Consider the following 15199-nt stretch of genomic DNA (forward strand, 5'->3'; position numbering starts at 1 on the left):
GAAGCGCTCGCGGCTATCGCCTTGGCAACACGACGCGTGCAATCAGCCCAACGTCGCTGCCATTGAGCAATGTCAACGTGCCTCCATGTCGCTTGACGACATCGTTTGCAATGGCCAGCCCAAGTCCGGTACCACCGGTTTCCCGATTACGGGATTGTTCGAGTCGAAAGAACGGCTCCAGCACCCGTTCGAGATCTCGTTCCGGGATGCCGGGCCCGCGATCGACGATGTTGATCTGCACTTGCTCATCGCCATCGACCAATTGAATATGCGCTTCGCTTCCATAGCGAATCGCATTGGCGACCAGATTGGTCAGGCAACGTTTCAACGCCAAGGGCTGCGCAAGCATAGGCGCGATCGCCCCGTGAACGGAGACCTTCTGCCCACGCTCCATCGCGTCTTCCGCGATGGCATCCATGAGCGCGTCGATGTCAATTGGACTGAACGCTTCGGTCACGGCCTCATTGCGTAGAAACGAGAGCGTTGCGTCGAGCAACTGCGTCATTTCGTCGATATCGGCAACCAATCGATCGCTGAACTCCGAGGGCTCAAGCGTCCGTAGCCGCAGACGCATTCGCGTAAGCGGCGTGCGCAGATCATGCGAGACGGCGGCAAGGAAGCGATTGCGATCGTTGACCTGGCGCCGTATGGCCGCCTGCATCGAGTTGAAAACACGAGCCGCCTGCCGCGCTTCAATCGGGCCCGCTTCCGGGATCGGTGGCGCGTCCATATTGCGAGACAAGGCTGCGGCCCCTGCGGCCAGCGACTTGAACGGTACCGACAGCATTCGCGCACCGACCCAGGAAGAGAAGAGCAGCGGAACGATCTGCACGGCAGCGGCGATGCTCAACTGCAGTCCGGTCGACATGCCGGGGGGCGCCTTGAACGCCGCTGCGGAGTACACCGTGTACATCAATATCGCGGTGCCAGCCTGTGTCAGCGCCACCATGACGAGCATGACAAACAGTAGCCGATAGAACGCGGAATCGAACGATGGCTTTTGCATGATGGTTGCGGCGGGTGCCGTGAAAGAAAACGCGAACATGGTCGCTATTATCCGGCGCCTATGTAGCCGCTTCGTCAACAGATTGTTTCAGGACGGAAACATCCGGGAGGGATCACCGCTCACCTGGATTGTGCAGCAATGGAAAGCCACGGCCGGTGGGTCTATGTTTCACGCGAGATACAAAGTCCACATGAACCAGAAATATCGCACAAATAACGTTGAAGCCAGAGCTAAGACTCGAATCAGCGTGGACATCCCTCGCTACACGATCCATACCGCGAAGGCGATTGTGACGGCCGACGTGCGGAAATCTCGAAGGAGACGACAGTGGCAATCAGACAGCATCGCAGGCAAACCGCAGTCACTATGCGCCGATTCAGGCTTAGGCCGAGCGGGGGCACCTGGTTGGTGGGTTCCCTGCTGGGGCTTGCGTCAGCCTATGGACATGCGCAAACGGTCGCACTGCCCAGTGCGGCTTCGGCGGTGAGTGCCGAGGCCGAGAGCGCCAAATCATCGGCTGACACTAATGCCGGAACGAACGGCAACGCGCAAACCATGACGCCAGCGTCAGGCAAAGACGGCGCGACACTCAACACTGTGGTGGTGACCGCGACACGTCGCCGTGAACCCGCGCGCGAAGTGCCTATGCAGATCAATGTCATTTCGGCTGACGCATTGCAGAAGAGCGGCGCGAAAACGATGTCTGATTATCTTTCGTCGGAACCTGGGGTGGACCTCAATTCCCAAGGCGGAAGCGGCGCCGGACAGATCAGCATGCGCGGCGTGACGACCGGGGAGCAAACCGGTCCGACCGTGGGTGTCTATGTCGATGACGTCGCCTTCGGTGGGAGCACGGTCTTCTCGCAAGGCGCGACGTTCGCGCTGGACATGAGCCTGCTCGATCTGAATCACATCGAAGTGCTGCGTGGGCCGCAGGGCACGCTATACGGCGCAGGGGCGATGGGCGGATTGCTGAAGTACGTCACCAACGAGCCGGATACGGAGGAATTCTCCGGCCAGGCGAGCGCGGGAATGTCGGCAACCAAGCACGGCGGTATTGGCAATACTGCCAGCGCGGTTCTGAATATTCCCATCAAGAACGATGTGGCTGCCGTGCGCGTTTCGGCTTTCAGCCAACACGACGCAGGTTACGTCGATGCCATCGGACCGCAGGCGGGTAGCCGAATCGACAGAGGCGATACCTACGGCGCGCGCGCGTCGTTGCTCTTGACGCCGACGAGTCAGTTCACCGTGCGTCTGAGCGCGATCACGCAAAACATCAATCGAAACGCCCCCAATTACGTTGCATACGACAAGAGCGGCCAACCCGTCGATGGCGATCTGACAACGCGAATTTATGCGCCGGAACCGTTCCATCAAAACGTCGAACTTTACTCGCTCGGCTTGGAGTACGACTTCGGATGGTCGCGCTTCAACTCGATCACATCGTATCAGTCGGTGAAGACAGACCAGCCTCAGGATCTGTCAGTGGTCTACGTGCCGGCTCTGGCCGCGCAAGGGCTCAATCTGAACTCGGTTGTCGCGATGAACCTGGCGACAACGAACAAGGTGACGCAGGAATTTCGCATGACGTCACCCGCGAACCGCCGTCTTGAATGGCTCGGGGGGCTTTTCTTTACCCGAGAGCGCAGTGAGGCGGATCAGGGCATTGTGGGTGCATTTGCCGACGGGACCACGCCTTCGCTCTCTGCACTGACGGCGCCCAGCACCTATACCGAATACGCCGCATATGGAGATCTGACCTATCACGTGACACAGCGTCTGGCGCTCACGGGCGGTATTCGCATCGCCCACAACCAACAGAGTTACAACCAAAGCACATCGGGCCTTCTGGGCGGACCGCCTCAATCGATTTCCGCACCGTCGTCCGATACCAGCAAGACCTACATGCTGACCGCCAGCTATGGATTGACCGATAACAGCAACGTCTACGTCCGCGCGGCAAGCGGCTATCGACCGGGCGGGCCGAACGCGCTGCTCGTCAGTCCCATCACGGGGCGCCCCGGCAATGGGAGTGCGACGTTTCAGCCCGATACGCTTTGGACCTATGAGGCAGGCTACAAGGCAGATTTGTTCGATAAGCGGCTTTCGTTGTCTGCAACCGCCTATGACATCGAGTGGAAAAACATCCAGCAGCTTGGCGCTCTGGAAGGTGTCAATCAGGTGATCAATGCGGGGGACGCGCGCATCAAAGGGTTCGAGTTGGCAAGTAGCTTCCGTCCCGATCGGCATTGGGATTTTGGTGCGGGGTTTTCCTACATCGACGCCAAGTTGACGCAGGGAAATGCTGCCACCGGGACGCAATCGGGTGATCCCCTGCCGAACTCCGCGAAGTTCTCGGCCACGCTAACTGGGACGTACCACTTTTCGCTCGGCACGTATGCCTCATACGTGGGTATTGCGCAACGATTCGTCGGCCGTCGCCACGCAGGGTTCGGCACCAGCAACGGACGGCCGGATTATCCGCTCCCTGGCTATGCAGTGACCGACCTCCTGGCGGGGATCGACTTCGGCAAGGCGAGTCTGAACTTCTACGTGCGCAATCTGTTTGACCGCCGCGCCCTTCTGGCCGCGGGGACTGCGTTGATGCCGCTTGGCGGGCCGGCACTGGTCAGCGTGGAACGGCCGCGCACGATCGGCGCGGTGCTTACCGTTCCGTTCTGATACGCGTTAGTGACTATTGGAGAACTTCAAATGACTTTGCAGCAGAAAGACTTGCACGCTCGCCTCGACGCGCATCTGGCGCGGTTCAATCGGAGCGACGCGCCGGGCCTCGTGGTCGGGGTCGCCCGTGAAGGACGGGCACTGTACCGCAAGGGGTTCGGCATGACGAGCCTCGAACATGGCGTCGCCAACACGCCGGCGACCCGGATGCGGATTGGCTCGACCAGCAAGCATTTCACTTGCCTTGCCGCCCTGCTTCTTGCCGAGGACGGCAAGTTGGATATCGATGCGGGTGCTCGCACGTATATGCCGGAACTGCCCGAGTTGGCGGGTGAACCCACGCTGCGCCAGTTGATGACGCACACCAGCGGCTATCGCTGTTATCTGGATTTGTCGGTGATCACGCAAGGCGTTTCCATGATTGGGCCGGGCGTGCCGCTGGCGGTCGAGCTACGGCAACGAGACGTCAATTTCCCCCCCGGGGAGCGCATGCTCTATTGCAACGGTGGATATCAGCTGCTGTCGCATATCATCGCGCGCGTGAGCGGCACGTCGTTCGAGCAGTTTCTTGAGCAGCGGATCTTCCGCGTCATGGGCATGAACGACACCGAATCCGTCAGCGACGACTTGCGAATCCGGCCGCGCATGGCCACACAGCATGTTCCCGACGGCGCTGGCGGGTATATCCGTGGGTTGTTTCCGACCGTCGATGTCTTGGGCGAAGGCGGTATCGTTTCCACGATCGACGATATGTTGAAGTGGGCCGGCCATCTTCGTCATCCGGTCAAACTGGGAAGTCCCGAAACGTGGCGTGAAATGCTGACGATGCCTCAATATTCGAGCGGGGAAGTCGGCGTCTACGCCCTGGGGTTGATGCGTTCACGGTATCGTAATGTCGAAACCATTCATCACGCGGGCGGCGTTTTCGGCGGAACATGCCAGATGCTGACGGTTCCCTCGCACGCATTGGATATCATTCTGATGAGCAACGGCGCACCGGTCGATCCCACGGCGCTTGCGACCGAGATTGTGGATATCGTCCTTGGTGATGAATTGCTTGGGTCGCCCCGACCGGTAGCGCAACTGGCTTCTGAGAATCCCGGGTTGCTCGGGAGGTATCTGTCCGTCGCCCCCCTTCAGTTGGTGGATATCGTTGAGCAGGACGGGCGTCTGCACGCAGTAACGCACAACCAGCAACATCCTCCTCAGCCGCTAATCGCGCTCGAGAGTGGGTACTGTATCGAAGACGGTGCAGGCGCGCAGACTCGCGTCATACCCCATGCACGTGCGGCGTCGGGCGAAGTGACGGCAATCGATTACATCGAATGCGGATGTGCCGTCACACTGAGCCGCCATGAAGGTGCCCCACCGGTTGGGTTGGAGATGGAAGGGCTCTGTGGTCAATACTTCAGCCACGATGCCGACGCGCATGCCGTCGTCTCGATTGAGGATGGGCTTCTGACGCTGTCCATTCGTGGCGCTGCGGGAGGTGCGCGTTATCGCCTGAGTCCGCTAACCCGGGATGCCTGGACCTTCGAGCCTGCCGATGCCTCGGCATTATCTTCGGGCACTGCGCTTGTTGAGCGTCGCGAGGACAAGGCTACCGCTTTTTCCCTCTACACGTCCCGCACGCGGGCCCTGCAGTTCTCTCGTATCGGATAACGTCGCCGTGCGGCGGGAACTCTAAACGTGAGTTCCCGCCGCCTGCCGATGCGTGGCGGGCGGGGCGACGCTTACGCTCAGGATTTCGCGAATAGAAGGTTTCGCGTCCGGGGGGTATTGATCGAAAATCCGTCGACATTCCGAGTGCCTGGGCGCCTGACGATAGAAATCGTTCCCCCTGTGATGGCGTTCGGCCCTCGTGGCGAAAAGCGGAAGAGATCGATGTCCACGGGAAAGACGTCGTAATGGCATTTGCCCGCTCTGCCCACGATCTCGAGTGACATGATCGCGCAAGCGTCGCCGCGAACAGCTTGTCCCGCCTCCGAACGGCGTAGCGTAGCGCGAGCATCTGCTTCTTCGCTGGCGTAGGCGCCGCTTAGGATGTCGATGTCCTCGATGCTCACCGACGCTGGCATCTCGACGCGGCGATAGGGTGTCGCGTGGCCGCAATGAGAGATGCACAACTGCCCTACTTCGTCCGGGTCGATCGCGGGTTCCCAGTGGAACAGGAATGTGCCGTCACCGCTCGACTCCAGTGCAAATTCGCCCGTATCGGTTTCGGTGGAATCGCGTTCATATAGCGTGGGAGCGCTCGGTTCCAGCGGACCGCTGAGCGTCATGATTCCGTCGCGCTCGGTGATGTCGTACACGATGTCCCCGCTCGCTTCGCGATAGGTCCCGCCTCGTCCGAGTGCGGGAACCATTCTGGCAGGTTTCGGAGCGGCGTCGCCCTTCATCTCGTCGGCCAACAAGACATCCAGTATGCGAAGTGAGAGCGTAGTCGGCGCTGAGACGGCTCCATTACTAAGCAGAACGACATCGACGCCGTGCTCGGGAACGCACAGCATTTGGCATGTTCCCCCGACGACACCGCCTGCGTGATGGACCAGTTCGCACCCGCGATATTGCGTGCGCTTCAATCCCATCATGTAATCGCTGCGCAGGCCGCTGGAGAACGTTGGCGACGAGAACATCATTTCCCAAGTGGCGCGGCTTCCCACCAATTTTTCCCCGCGCAAATGGGCGCACCATTTGAGCATGTCGTCCACGCACGAGACGACGCTGCCTTCGCCAAGAATCTCACGCAAAGGAAATATTCCCCGGTTGTAAGATCGTTCGCCGGTTTTGACGTGGCTAGCGGCCATATGGCTTTGGAGCTGAAAATCGTCGGACAGGCAGAACGTATCGTTCATGCCCAACGGTGCGAAGATTTCGGAAGCGAGGAACGATGCGAACGATTGCGCGCTGATACGCTCAATCGCCAACGAAATCAGGTGATATCCGCCGTTGCAGTACATCATCCGCTCGCCCGCTGGAAAGTTGACACTTGTCTGCCGGCGCTGAATGTCAAGCATGTAGCCGGCCTGCGGCGCCGCCAATCCGTTGGTGAGAAGCGAGATGTCGAGCGCGCAACGCTGTCCGCTTGTGTGAAACATGAGCGAGCGCAGGGACGGCTCGCCAGCGATACCTGTCAGTTCCGGTAAATAGCGGCGGATCGGTGCATCAATGTCCAGCGCATTCGCTTCCTGGAGCAGCAAGGCGGCGAGGCACGTCATGTGCTTGGTCGTCGATCCGATACGCAGCCGGGTTCGCACATCCAATCCAACCCCTAATCCCGTGTTCGCGATGCCGAACGCACGGCGTAACACGACCTCGCCGTCAATCGCGGCGGCAACGACGACGCCCGGCGCATCGCTTTGGTTGAACGGATCAAACAGCGCCGTCAGCGCTTCGCCGTCAAATCGCTCCCGAGTCGACACGGCATATCCGCCTGAATCAATTTTTCTCATGCTGCGCATCCTCGCGGCCCCAGTGGCTATCGGGGCTTAGCAGATACCCATTCCGGTATTGGAACGCGGGCGTGCGATCTTCTGCCAGAAAGCAGGGCCCATCGAGATCGACCCGGTCACACAACTGCCCCAGAAGGTAGGCCGGGGCGACGCCGAGCGAGGTGCAGGGCATGCATCCAACCATTACCGAGAGTCCGAGGTCTCGAATGGGCGTAACCAGCGAAAGCGCTCGCGTGAGTCCACCGCATTTGTCGAGCTTGACGTTGACAACGTCATACCTGCGCGCGACGGTGGCAAGATCGTCCAGATCCTGAAACGATTCATCCGCGGCCATGCGAATCGGGTACTGCATCGATTCAAGGCATTCGTCCTCGCCGACCGGCAAGGGTTGTTCGAGCAGGTCGACGCCAACTCGCTGCATGACCGGCAGCATTTGCATCATGTGGGCTTGTGTCCATCCCTGATTGGCGTCGACAGACAGTTCGACGCCAGGGCAAGCCGCTCGAATCGCGAGGAGTCGATCTGCGTCGAGCGGGCTACCGTCCAGTTTGATCTTCAATGCAACGGCGCCCTCGTAACCGCGGGCCGCCTCGGCCATGGCTCGCGCTGTATCCACACCGACCGTGAATGAGGTCCGCAGCGGGCGCAGGCGTGAGCGTCCGGCCAATCGCGCGACCGTCATGCCGGAACACTGAGCGGCCAGAGACCATAGCGCCGCATCGACGGCATTTCTTGCACCGCCTGCCGGCATCAGCTCGATGAGGTCCTCCCGGGAGATGCCGCGCTCGATGTCGGGACGCACGGCGGCAAGCTGCTCGGCCATACTGTCCGGCGTTTCTGCCCGGTAGTAGACGCCGGCGGCCTCTCCCCGACCTTCGTGCTGACCGGACCTCAACGATACGACCAGAACGCGGGCCGCTTCAACGGTGTGACCCGAGATGTGAAAGGGGGTGGCCAACGGCCACCGTTCGATGAGAACGGAAAGCGTGCAGGGAATTGTCATTTGATCTCAGGCGTAGCGTTCGATGGCAAGGCGTACGGCATTGGCCGCACTGCGCATTAGGAGACAGGCCACGATGAATCCGGACAGCGCCACGGCAACGATGGCCCATATCAGACCAGAGGCGGTGCGGTGCAGGTGATCCGATATCAGGCCGATGGCCACAGGACTGCCGGACTGCATCAGCACCGTTGCCAGGACCCCGATGGCCGCCACTCTCGATCGCAGATACGGCGGGCAAATGCTCTGCATCAAGCCGGGAAACATGATCATGCCCGCCACGACGCACATGAACTGGGCGCCGAACAGGACGTAGACATACGACACGGATGGCGCGATCAAATAGCCGAGGCTGACGACGCAGGCCCCGAGGGCGCCCCACTCGCATACGCGCAGCGGGGCGAGCACGCCGAGTCGTGTGCCAAGGCGGCGAGCGAGCAGCCAGCCGAGAAAGCATCCGATGACGCTACCGATCATCGCGGCGCCGCCCAGTCCGGCGCCGGCCGTTGCCGGCGTTGCGCCAAAGAAGCGGACGGCAACGACCGGCATCCAGCTCGTAATGCCCGCGAAGGCCATGTTGACCAATGCGATCGCACCAAAGAAGCGGATCATCATCGGCATCTCCCGGCGGAAGTATTCCCGAGCCGCGAGTCCGGGTGCCAGCGCGTTGTCCGTCGCGCCCTTGATGTCCGAATGCGCGTAGCGCGGTCGGATCAGCGCGACGATCAGCACCAGCAACGGCGCAGGTACCGCGACGGCGAAGAATGCAATACGCCACGTGGACACGCTTCCCAGATGGAACGGTAATGCGCCATGCATCGTGTCGATCCCCTGGATCAGCAACCCGCCAAGTGCCATGCCTGCACCGGCGCTCAATAGATTGACCAGGGCAAAGACGGAGTTGGCGAGGATGCGCTGACGTGCGGGGAAAAGGTCGGGAAGCAAGCCGTAGATAATCGGCATGAGTCCCGCTTCGCCGATGCCCAGGCCGATCGATGCGATGAAGAGTGTCCAGAATCCGGTCGCCAAACCGCAAGCGGCAGTCGCGGCGCTCCAGAGAAGGATGCAAAGCGCCAGAATGACACGGCGGTCCACTCGGTCCGCGAGCCATCCGATCGGTATGGCCGCCGCACCGGCAAACAGCGCGATACCGGCACCTTGCAAAAGCCCCACCTGAATGTCGGCAAGGCCGAACTCTGTGCGGATGAGTTCGGCCAACAGCACCAGCATCTGGCGATCAACGTTGGCGAAGAAGGTCACGATGACGAGGGCCAAAAGCCCTAGCCACGCCCCGACACGCGCATATCCTTCGCGGCGTGCCGTCGTTGCATACGGCGGAATTTCGGTATTCGAATCGAACATTGGAAGTCCAGTTTTAGTGCGTCAGCGCGCGAGGACACTGGCAGGGAGACAAGGTGTCATTTTGCGAAGCGCTCGTTGCCAACCAGTCCAATGCGTGTCACCCCCAGCCGTTGCGCGGACGCCATGACCATGGCGACCGACCGATAGGGGGCTTGCGCGTCGGCACGCAGGTGCAGCTCCGTCGGCGGCGTTGACGTCGCGGCTTCGGTGAGATGGGTTTCCAATTGACCACGGTCGCTGAGCGGCAAGCCGTTCCATGCGACGACACCGCTCGCATCGACGTCGATCTGCACGACGAGCGGCGGGATCGTGGGGGCGGCGTTGGAGGGCGTGGGCATGTCGAGTTTTACGGCATGCGTCTGGATCGGGATGGTGAGAATCAACATGATCAGAAGCACCAACATGACGTCGATGAGTGGTGTCGTGTTGATCTCCACCAAAATGTCGCTGTTCTCGCCAGCGCCCGATGGCATGGTCATTGCCATGGCAGTCTCCTGATGTGGTGCGCATCGAGCGCTATTGGCGCGGTGGCGCTTCCGTAATGAAGTCGACCTTGGCGATGCCTGCACGCTGGCATGCCAGGACAACGCGTCCGATCGCGGCGTAGCGAGCATCGAGGTCGCCGCGAATCTGCACTTCGGGTTGGGGTGTCAATACGGCGACCGTCTTGAGTTTCTCCAGCAACGTTGACGCATCGGGAATGCGTCGCTCGTCCCAATAGACCTCACCGTCTCGCGTGACGGCGAGGACAACGTTCTGAGGCGTGGTCTGCAGGGGTTGAACCGCTTCCTTCGGCAGAGTGACGGGAACGGTGTGCGAGACCACAGGAATGGTGATCAGGAAGATGATGAGTAGGACCAGCATCACGTCGACCAGCGGCGTCGTGTTGATGGTCGCCATAACCTCGTCGTGCTCTGCGCCGCCACTCCCGCCAGGTACGGTCATTGCCATGGCATCACCCCACGCGAGCGACTTGCGAGGTGCGGGTCGCCACGACGGCGGACGCTGTCGTTTTTCCGGTGAGCAGCACGTTGTGCAGTTCACTTCCGAAATCACGCACGCGTTCCATGACGGCCTTGTTGCGACGGACAAGCCAGTTGTATCCGAGCACGGCAGGCACGGCGACCGCCAGGCCGATGGCCGTCATGATCAGCGCTTCGCCCACAGGCCCTGCGACCTTGTCGATGGAGGCTTGCCCGGCAATACCGATGGCGGTGAGCGCGTGATAGATGCCCCAAACGGTACCGAAAAGTCCGACGAAGGGGGCCGTCGAACCGACGGTACCCAAGAAGGACAACCCATCCTGGAGCCGATTCGATACGCCGGTCATGGCACGTTCGATGGCGCTCGCGACCCAGGTATTCAAATCGGCCTGGTCAAGCATTGCCCCCTTGTGATGATCACGGGCCGATAGCCCGGTCTCGGCAATGTAGCGAAACGGGCTTTCCGCATCGAGTGACCGGACGCCTTCGGACAGGGAAGCGGCGTTCCAGAACTTTTTTTCCGCGGCGCGCGCCCGACGCAGGACCTTCGCTTGTTCGAGCAGTTTGGCAACGATGATGTACCAACTCCCCATGGACATGACCACGAGGATGAGCAGGGTTCCGCGAGCGATCATATCGCCGCCTTCCCACAGGGCTTGCAGCCCGTACGGGTTGGTCACCGTCGAGGCCGCATGGGCGTTGAGCGAGGGGAACGCCGCGATCATCGATACGACGGCCATCGAGACCGCCGAGCCGCGCGCACGCGTTTTGGCACGAGATTGGAACTGAAACATGATCGTCTCCTTGACGTGAATGCAGGGTTGCATATGGGCTGCCGAGGACAGCCTCAATTGAGTTGAAAATCGAACGGAACCTGAACGCGTACCTCCTGGCCCTGCGCGACGCAATGAAACTGCCGGACCGCGTTCTCAGCCGCTCGGTCCAGCGCCGGGGCAGCCGATCGGGCGACACGAAGCTGTTTGATCTGCCCGTCGGTCCCGACAACAAACTCGACGAGCACGTTGCCCGTGATGTTGTCGCGAAGCGCTTCGCGCGGGTACCGGATGGCGGCCCGGACTTGCGCGGAGTTCGGGCAAACGACGCCGACGTTGCCCGCCACCGGCTTGCTTACGGGAGGCGCAGGTGGCGCCACCGGTGTCGTGGCGACGGGCTTGTCGGATTGAACGGCAATCGCATTGGGTTGTGGCGCTGCCGGTACCTGAACTTCAGGCGGCGGCACGTAAGCCTTCGGTTGGACCACGGGGCGTGGAGGCGGCGCGATCTTCTTTACCGGAGGGGGCGGTGGCGGAGGGGGGGGAGGTTTGATCTCCTCGATGATTCGTGTCTCAATGGGCGCCTGGATGATCGTCGCGACACGGGTTGCCAGCCCACTGAGCAAGGCATACAGAATGACTGCGTGCACGAGCAGTGCAACGCCGATTCCGAGCAGTCGCCGCGCGGGCGGTTTGGGTTGGGCGTAATTCATGGACTACGTGGCTCCTGCTTGCATATGTCTTGTGTGGAGTCACGTTACGGCTCGGGTATTTCTGTTTCATCTCGACTTTGTATCGGGTTTGATACATAGGAGATGCGGTGCACGGGCACCGAATGTTTCGAGACTGCAACAATTGCGCAAGATTGTCGGCACGTTTGTCGCGGATAATCCGGAAATCGGGAGATTCGATTCGACCTGGCGAGAGACCAAGAGAGGAACATGACCATGGCAACGCGCGTACTTGTAGTCGACGACGATGCACAGATACGTAGTCTGCTTTGCGAGTGCCTTGCCGGCTTTGGCATAACCTGTATGCAGGCGGCGAGCGGCGAGGAGATGCACGACGTGCTCGAGCACAACGATATCGACATCGTCGTACTCGATTTGATGCTTCCGGACAGCGACGGCCTTACGCTATGCAGAGAATTGCGCACGTCGTCGGAAATTCCCATCATCATGCTCACCGCGCGCGGCGAAATGACTGACCGAATTGTTGGCCTCGAACTGGGTGCCGACGACTATGTCGTAAAGCCGTTTGAGCCGCGCGAGTTGGTGGCACGAATTCAAACCATTCTTCGTCGTACCCGAGCGCAAACGAGGTCGACACCTGAGCCAAAGGACGAGCGGCGATTCGCGGGATGGCGCCTGAGTTTGATCGGTCGCCATCTCATTGCGCCCGACAACACCGTCATTCCGCTCTCGAACGCGGAATTCAGACTGCTGAACGCATTTCTTTCCGCACCCGGGCGCGTGCTGAGTCGTGAGTATTTGATGGATACGGCCCGAGGGAAGTCGATCGATGCATTTGATCGCAGCATCGACGTACAGATATCAAGGCTGCGGCAAAAGTTGCGAGAGGACATCAAGGAGCCACGATTGCTACGGACGATACGCGGAGAAGGCTACATGCTTGACGTTCGCGCACGATCAGATATGGAGGGGTAGGCAAAAAGTCCCAGTTGGTCACACGGGGGACCGTCTCACGGCAGTCACGTTCGCCACAGGTGCCGTGATTCTTCGTAACATCACGGCAGCCAGAAACGCGACCACCCCACCGCCGGCCAGAGACAGGTACGCCCCCCCCCCACTGGTGCGTCCAATCGAGCGTTGCGCCGAAGGTCATTGGTGCAAGCGCGCCAGCGCCAAACCCCAGAATTGATCGGACGCCCATCACGCGGCCCAGGTACGCCGCCGGCACCTCGTCCGTCATGGCGGCGGAAAGCACGCCCGAATCGGCCAGAATGAAGAAGCTACCGATGGCCGCAAGTGCGACGACCCAGCCGGCGCCCCACTGCGCCGACCAACCGATCAGCATTGAGCTGTAGTGGTCTAATCTCCCCGGACACCAATTTAGGCGAAAATACTCGCCACGAAGAGGTGTCTGATGAGCAAGCAACGTCGTACGTTTTCCCCTGAGTTCAAGCGCAGTGCTACGTCTCTGGTCGTCGACCAGAGCTATAGCCACGTCGATGCCAGCCGGTCGGTCGGGGTCGCGGAGTCGGTTCTGCGCCGTTGGGTTCAACAACTGCACCAGGAACGCCGAGGCATCACGCCTCAGGGTCCTGCAATGACGCCAGAGCAGCAGCGGATCCAGGAACTGGAAGCGCGGGTTGAACGCCTCGAGAGGGAGAAGACCATTTTAAAAAAAGCTACTGCGCTACTGATGTCGGAAGGGATAGAACGTACGAAATAATCGACCAGTTCGGCGACGGCGTTCCGGTAGCCATGTTGTGTGAGTTGTTCGATATACCTCGGTCGTGCTTTTACGCATACAGACATCGTCGAGCGCGAGTTGATGCGGCACGAATGGCACTGCGCAGTCGCGTGCACGAGTTGTTTGTCGAGAGCCGAAGCTCAGCAGGCAGCCGCAGCATCATGGGCATGCTGCGCGAGCAAGGCACGACGATTGGGCGCTTTAAGGTCAGCCGTCTGATGGACGAGCTCGGCTTGATTTGCAAGCAACCTGGCAACCACGCATACAAGCGCGCTACGGTGGAGCGCATCGACATTCCGAACGTCTTGAATCGCGAGTTCGATGTGGCGGCAGCGAATCAAGTCTGGTGCGGCGACATCACGTATTTATGGGCACAGGGGCGCTGGCTTTATTTGGCCGTGGTGTTGGACCTGTTCACTCGCCGCGTTGTCGGCTGGTCATTCTCGACGAGCCCCGATGCCGACCTGGTGGTGAAGGCATTAGACATGGCGTTCGAGCAACGCGGTCGGCCTACGGACTTAATGTTCCGCAGTGACCAGGGCGGTCAATATGTCAGCCGGAAATTCCGTCAGAGACTATGGCGCTATCGAATCAAGCAGAGCATGAGTCGGCGTGGAAATTGTTGGGATAACAGCCCGATGGAACGCCTGTTCCGAAGCTTGAAAACGGAATGGGTGCCGAGCACTGGATACATGAGTGCTGGAGAAGCGCATCGGGACATCAGCCATTACCTGATGCAGCGGTACAACTGGATTCGACCACATCAATTCAATAACGGTGTGGCGCCGGCAGTCGCAGAAGAAAAACTTAACGCAGTGTCCGGGATTGGTTGACCACTACAAGCTTCCTGAACCGTATGCGCAACCGCATCCGCAGTATTACCAACAATACCTGCTACATGCCGATCCGGCCGATCGCTTTTCGGTTGTCAGCTTTGTTTGGGGGCCGGGCCAGAAAACGCCGATTCATAACCACACGGTCTGGGCGCTGATCGGTATGTTGCGCGGTGGCGAGCGCGCCGAATCGTTTGAAGTCGGCGCGCCGGGCGAACCAATGCGATCGCTCGGGATCGAGTACCTCAAGCCAGGGACTGTCGAAAGCATTTCCCCGCTAACAGGCGACATCCACAGGGTCGCCAACACGTACGAAGATCGTGTCTCGATCAGCGTTCATGTTTACGGCGGAAACATTGGACGGATTTCGCGACATGTCTTCGACCCCCATACGAGCGCGCAAAAGAGCTTTATTTCAGGCTACTCCAACGAGGCAGAGATCTCCGCGTAGGCCGTCAAGGGTTTGCCGTGGCGGGTGCTCTTCGGGGCGCGCCGATTTGCGCTATGCAAACTCGACGCCCATCTCAAGACTCAATGCTTATGTCTTGCGTCTAGCCACGGCGCAAGCCGTAGCTGCGGCCGACGCCACCGCAGCTACGCTTCCGGCGGGGCCATCGGCTCGTTTGCGCCAGCTTGTCCGCCATATTCGAGCGCGCTACGCCGAAAACA

General features: G+C 60.3%; 13 protein-coding genes. 5 read left to right on the plus strand and 8 right to left on the minus strand.

Features of this window, described 5'->3' with window-relative positions; translation table 11 throughout:
- Positions 1–13 precede the first annotated feature (13 nt).
- Complete coding sequence (locus OYT13_RS15445) at positions 14–1084, minus strand: ATP-binding protein (RefSeq protein ID WP_261938321.1); 1071 nt, start codon at positions 1082–1084, stop codon at positions 14–16.
- Positions 1085–1561: 477 nt separating this feature from the next.
- Here OYT13_RS15445 and OYT13_RS15450 point away from each other — a divergent pair, with 477 nt between their 5' ends.
- A complete protein-coding gene (locus tag OYT13_RS15450; RefSeq protein WP_017231938.1) occupies positions 1562–3691 on the plus strand; it encodes a TonB-dependent receptor in 2130 nt (709 codons plus the stop codon).
- Positions 3692–3721: 30 nt separating this feature from the next.
- On the plus strand, positions 3722–5353 hold the full coding sequence (locus OYT13_RS15455; RefSeq protein WP_268566536.1) for a serine hydrolase domain-containing protein: 1632 nt from the start codon (positions 3722–3724) through the stop codon (positions 5351–5353).
- Positions 5354–5430: 77 nt separating this feature from the next.
- Here the strand turns inward: OYT13_RS15455 and OYT13_RS15460 are convergent, their stop codons facing one another.
- Genes OYT13_RS15460 through OYT13_RS15490 form a run of 7 tightly spaced genes read right to left on the minus strand, consistent with a single transcriptional unit; the run spans position 5431 to position 11974 of the window.
- Complete coding sequence (locus OYT13_RS15460; protein WP_268566537.1) at positions 5431–7143, minus strand: serine hydrolase domain-containing protein; 1713 nt, start codon at positions 7141–7143, stop codon at positions 5431–5433.
- Positions 7130–8146, minus strand: a complete 1017-nt coding sequence (locus OYT13_RS15465; RefSeq protein WP_017231935.1) for a dipeptide epimerase — start codon at positions 8144–8146, stop codon at positions 7130–7132. The genes OYT13_RS15460 and OYT13_RS15465 overlap by 14 nt, the downstream gene beginning before the upstream one ends.
- Before the next feature lie 6 nt (positions 8147–8152).
- Positions 8153–9505, minus strand: a complete 1353-nt coding sequence (locus tag OYT13_RS15470) for an MFS transporter (RefSeq protein ID WP_017231934.1) — start codon at positions 9503–9505, stop codon at positions 8153–8155.
- A gap of 56 nt (positions 9506–9561) precedes the next feature.
- A complete protein-coding gene (locus tag OYT13_RS15475) occupies positions 9562–9990 on the minus strand; it encodes an ExbD/TolR family protein (RefSeq protein WP_017231933.1) in 429 nt (142 codons plus the stop codon).
- A gap of 31 nt (positions 9991–10021) precedes the next feature.
- Positions 10022–10456 (minus strand): ExbD/TolR family protein, encoded by a 435-nt coding sequence (locus tag OYT13_RS15480; protein ID WP_026131600.1) that lies wholly within the window; start codon positions 10454–10456, stop codon positions 10022–10024.
- 4 nt (positions 10457–10460) lie between these two features.
- Positions 10461–11282 (minus strand): MotA/TolQ/ExbB proton channel family protein, encoded by an 822-nt coding sequence (locus OYT13_RS15485; protein ID WP_442796415.1) that lies wholly within the window; start codon positions 11280–11282, stop codon positions 10461–10463.
- Positions 11283–11335: 53 nt separating this feature from the next.
- Entirely contained in the window at positions 11336–11974 is a 639-nt protein-coding gene (locus OYT13_RS15490; protein WP_017231930.1) for an energy transducer TonB, read from the minus strand.
- A gap of 234 nt (positions 11975–12208) precedes the next feature.
- Here OYT13_RS15490 and OYT13_RS15495 point away from each other — a divergent pair, with 234 nt between their 5' ends.
- The 3 genes from OYT13_RS15495 (at position 12209) to OYT13_RS15505 (ending at position 14981) form a co-directional block, all read left to right on the plus strand.
- Positions 12209–12928 carry a response regulator gene (locus tag OYT13_RS15495; protein WP_268567888.1) on the plus strand — a complete coding sequence of 240 codons (720 nt, stop codon included), beginning with the start codon at positions 12209–12211 and terminating at the stop codon, positions 12926–12928.
- Positions 12929–13367: 439 nt separating this feature from the next.
- Positions 13368–14530, plus strand: a protein-coding gene (locus OYT13_RS15500) for an IS3 family transposase (RefSeq protein ID WP_268566538.1) whose coding sequence is annotated in 2 segments (ribosomal slippage) — positions 13368–13632 and positions 13632–14530 — 1164 coding nt in all. Because the reading frame shifts where the segments join, the coding sequence is not laid out codon by codon here.
- Positions 14523–14981 carry a cysteine dioxygenase gene (locus OYT13_RS15505; RefSeq protein WP_268566539.1) on the plus strand — a complete coding sequence of 153 codons (459 nt, stop codon included), beginning with the start codon at positions 14523–14525 and terminating at the stop codon, positions 14979–14981. The genes OYT13_RS15500 and OYT13_RS15505 overlap by 8 nt, the downstream gene beginning before the upstream one ends.
- Positions 14982–15199 lie beyond the last annotated feature (218 nt).

The organism is Pandoraea sp. XJJ-1 (assembly GCF_026802345.1).
Taxonomy (GTDB): domain Bacteria; phylum Pseudomonadota; class Gammaproteobacteria; order Burkholderiales; family Burkholderiaceae; genus Pandoraea; species Pandoraea cepalis.

Bases quoted from the DNA above. Each gene is read 5' to 3' on its own strand.
- OYT13_RS15450 (WP_017231938.1), top strand. From the start codon at position 1,562: ATGACGCCAGCGTCAGGCAAAGACGGCGCGACACTCAACACTGTGGTG.
- OYT13_RS15455 (WP_268566536.1), top strand. From the start codon at position 3,722: ATGACTTTGCAGCAGAAAGACTTGCACGCTCGCCTCGACGCGCATCTG.
- OYT13_RS15460 (WP_268566537.1), bottom strand. From the start codon at position 7,143: ATGAGAAAAATTGATTCAGGCGGATATGCCGTGTCGACTCGGGAGCGA.
- OYT13_RS15465 (WP_017231935.1), bottom strand. From the start codon at position 8,146: ATGACAATTCCCTGCACGCTTTCCGTTCTCATCGAACGGTGGCCGTTG.
- OYT13_RS15470 (WP_017231934.1), bottom strand. From the start codon at position 9,505: ATGTTCGATTCGAATACCGAAATTCCGCCGTATGCAACGACGGCACGC.
- OYT13_RS15475 (WP_017231933.1), bottom strand. From the start codon at position 9,990: ATGGCAATGACCATGCCATCGGGCGCTGGCGAGAACAGCGACATTTTG.
- OYT13_RS15480 (WP_026131600.1), bottom strand. From the start codon at position 10,456: ATGGCAATGACCGTACCTGGCGGGAGTGGCGGCGCAGAGCACGACGAG.
- OYT13_RS15485 (WP_442796415.1), bottom strand. From the start codon at position 11,282: ATGTTTCAGTTCCAATCTCGTGCCAAAACGCGTGCGCGCGGCTCGGCG.
- OYT13_RS15490 (WP_017231930.1), bottom strand. From the start codon at position 11,974: ATGAATTACGCCCAACCCAAACCGCCCGCGCGGCGACTGCTCGGAATC.
- OYT13_RS15495 (WP_268567888.1), top strand. From the start codon at position 12,209: ATGGCAACGCGCGTACTTGTAGTCGACGACGATGCACAGATACGTAGT.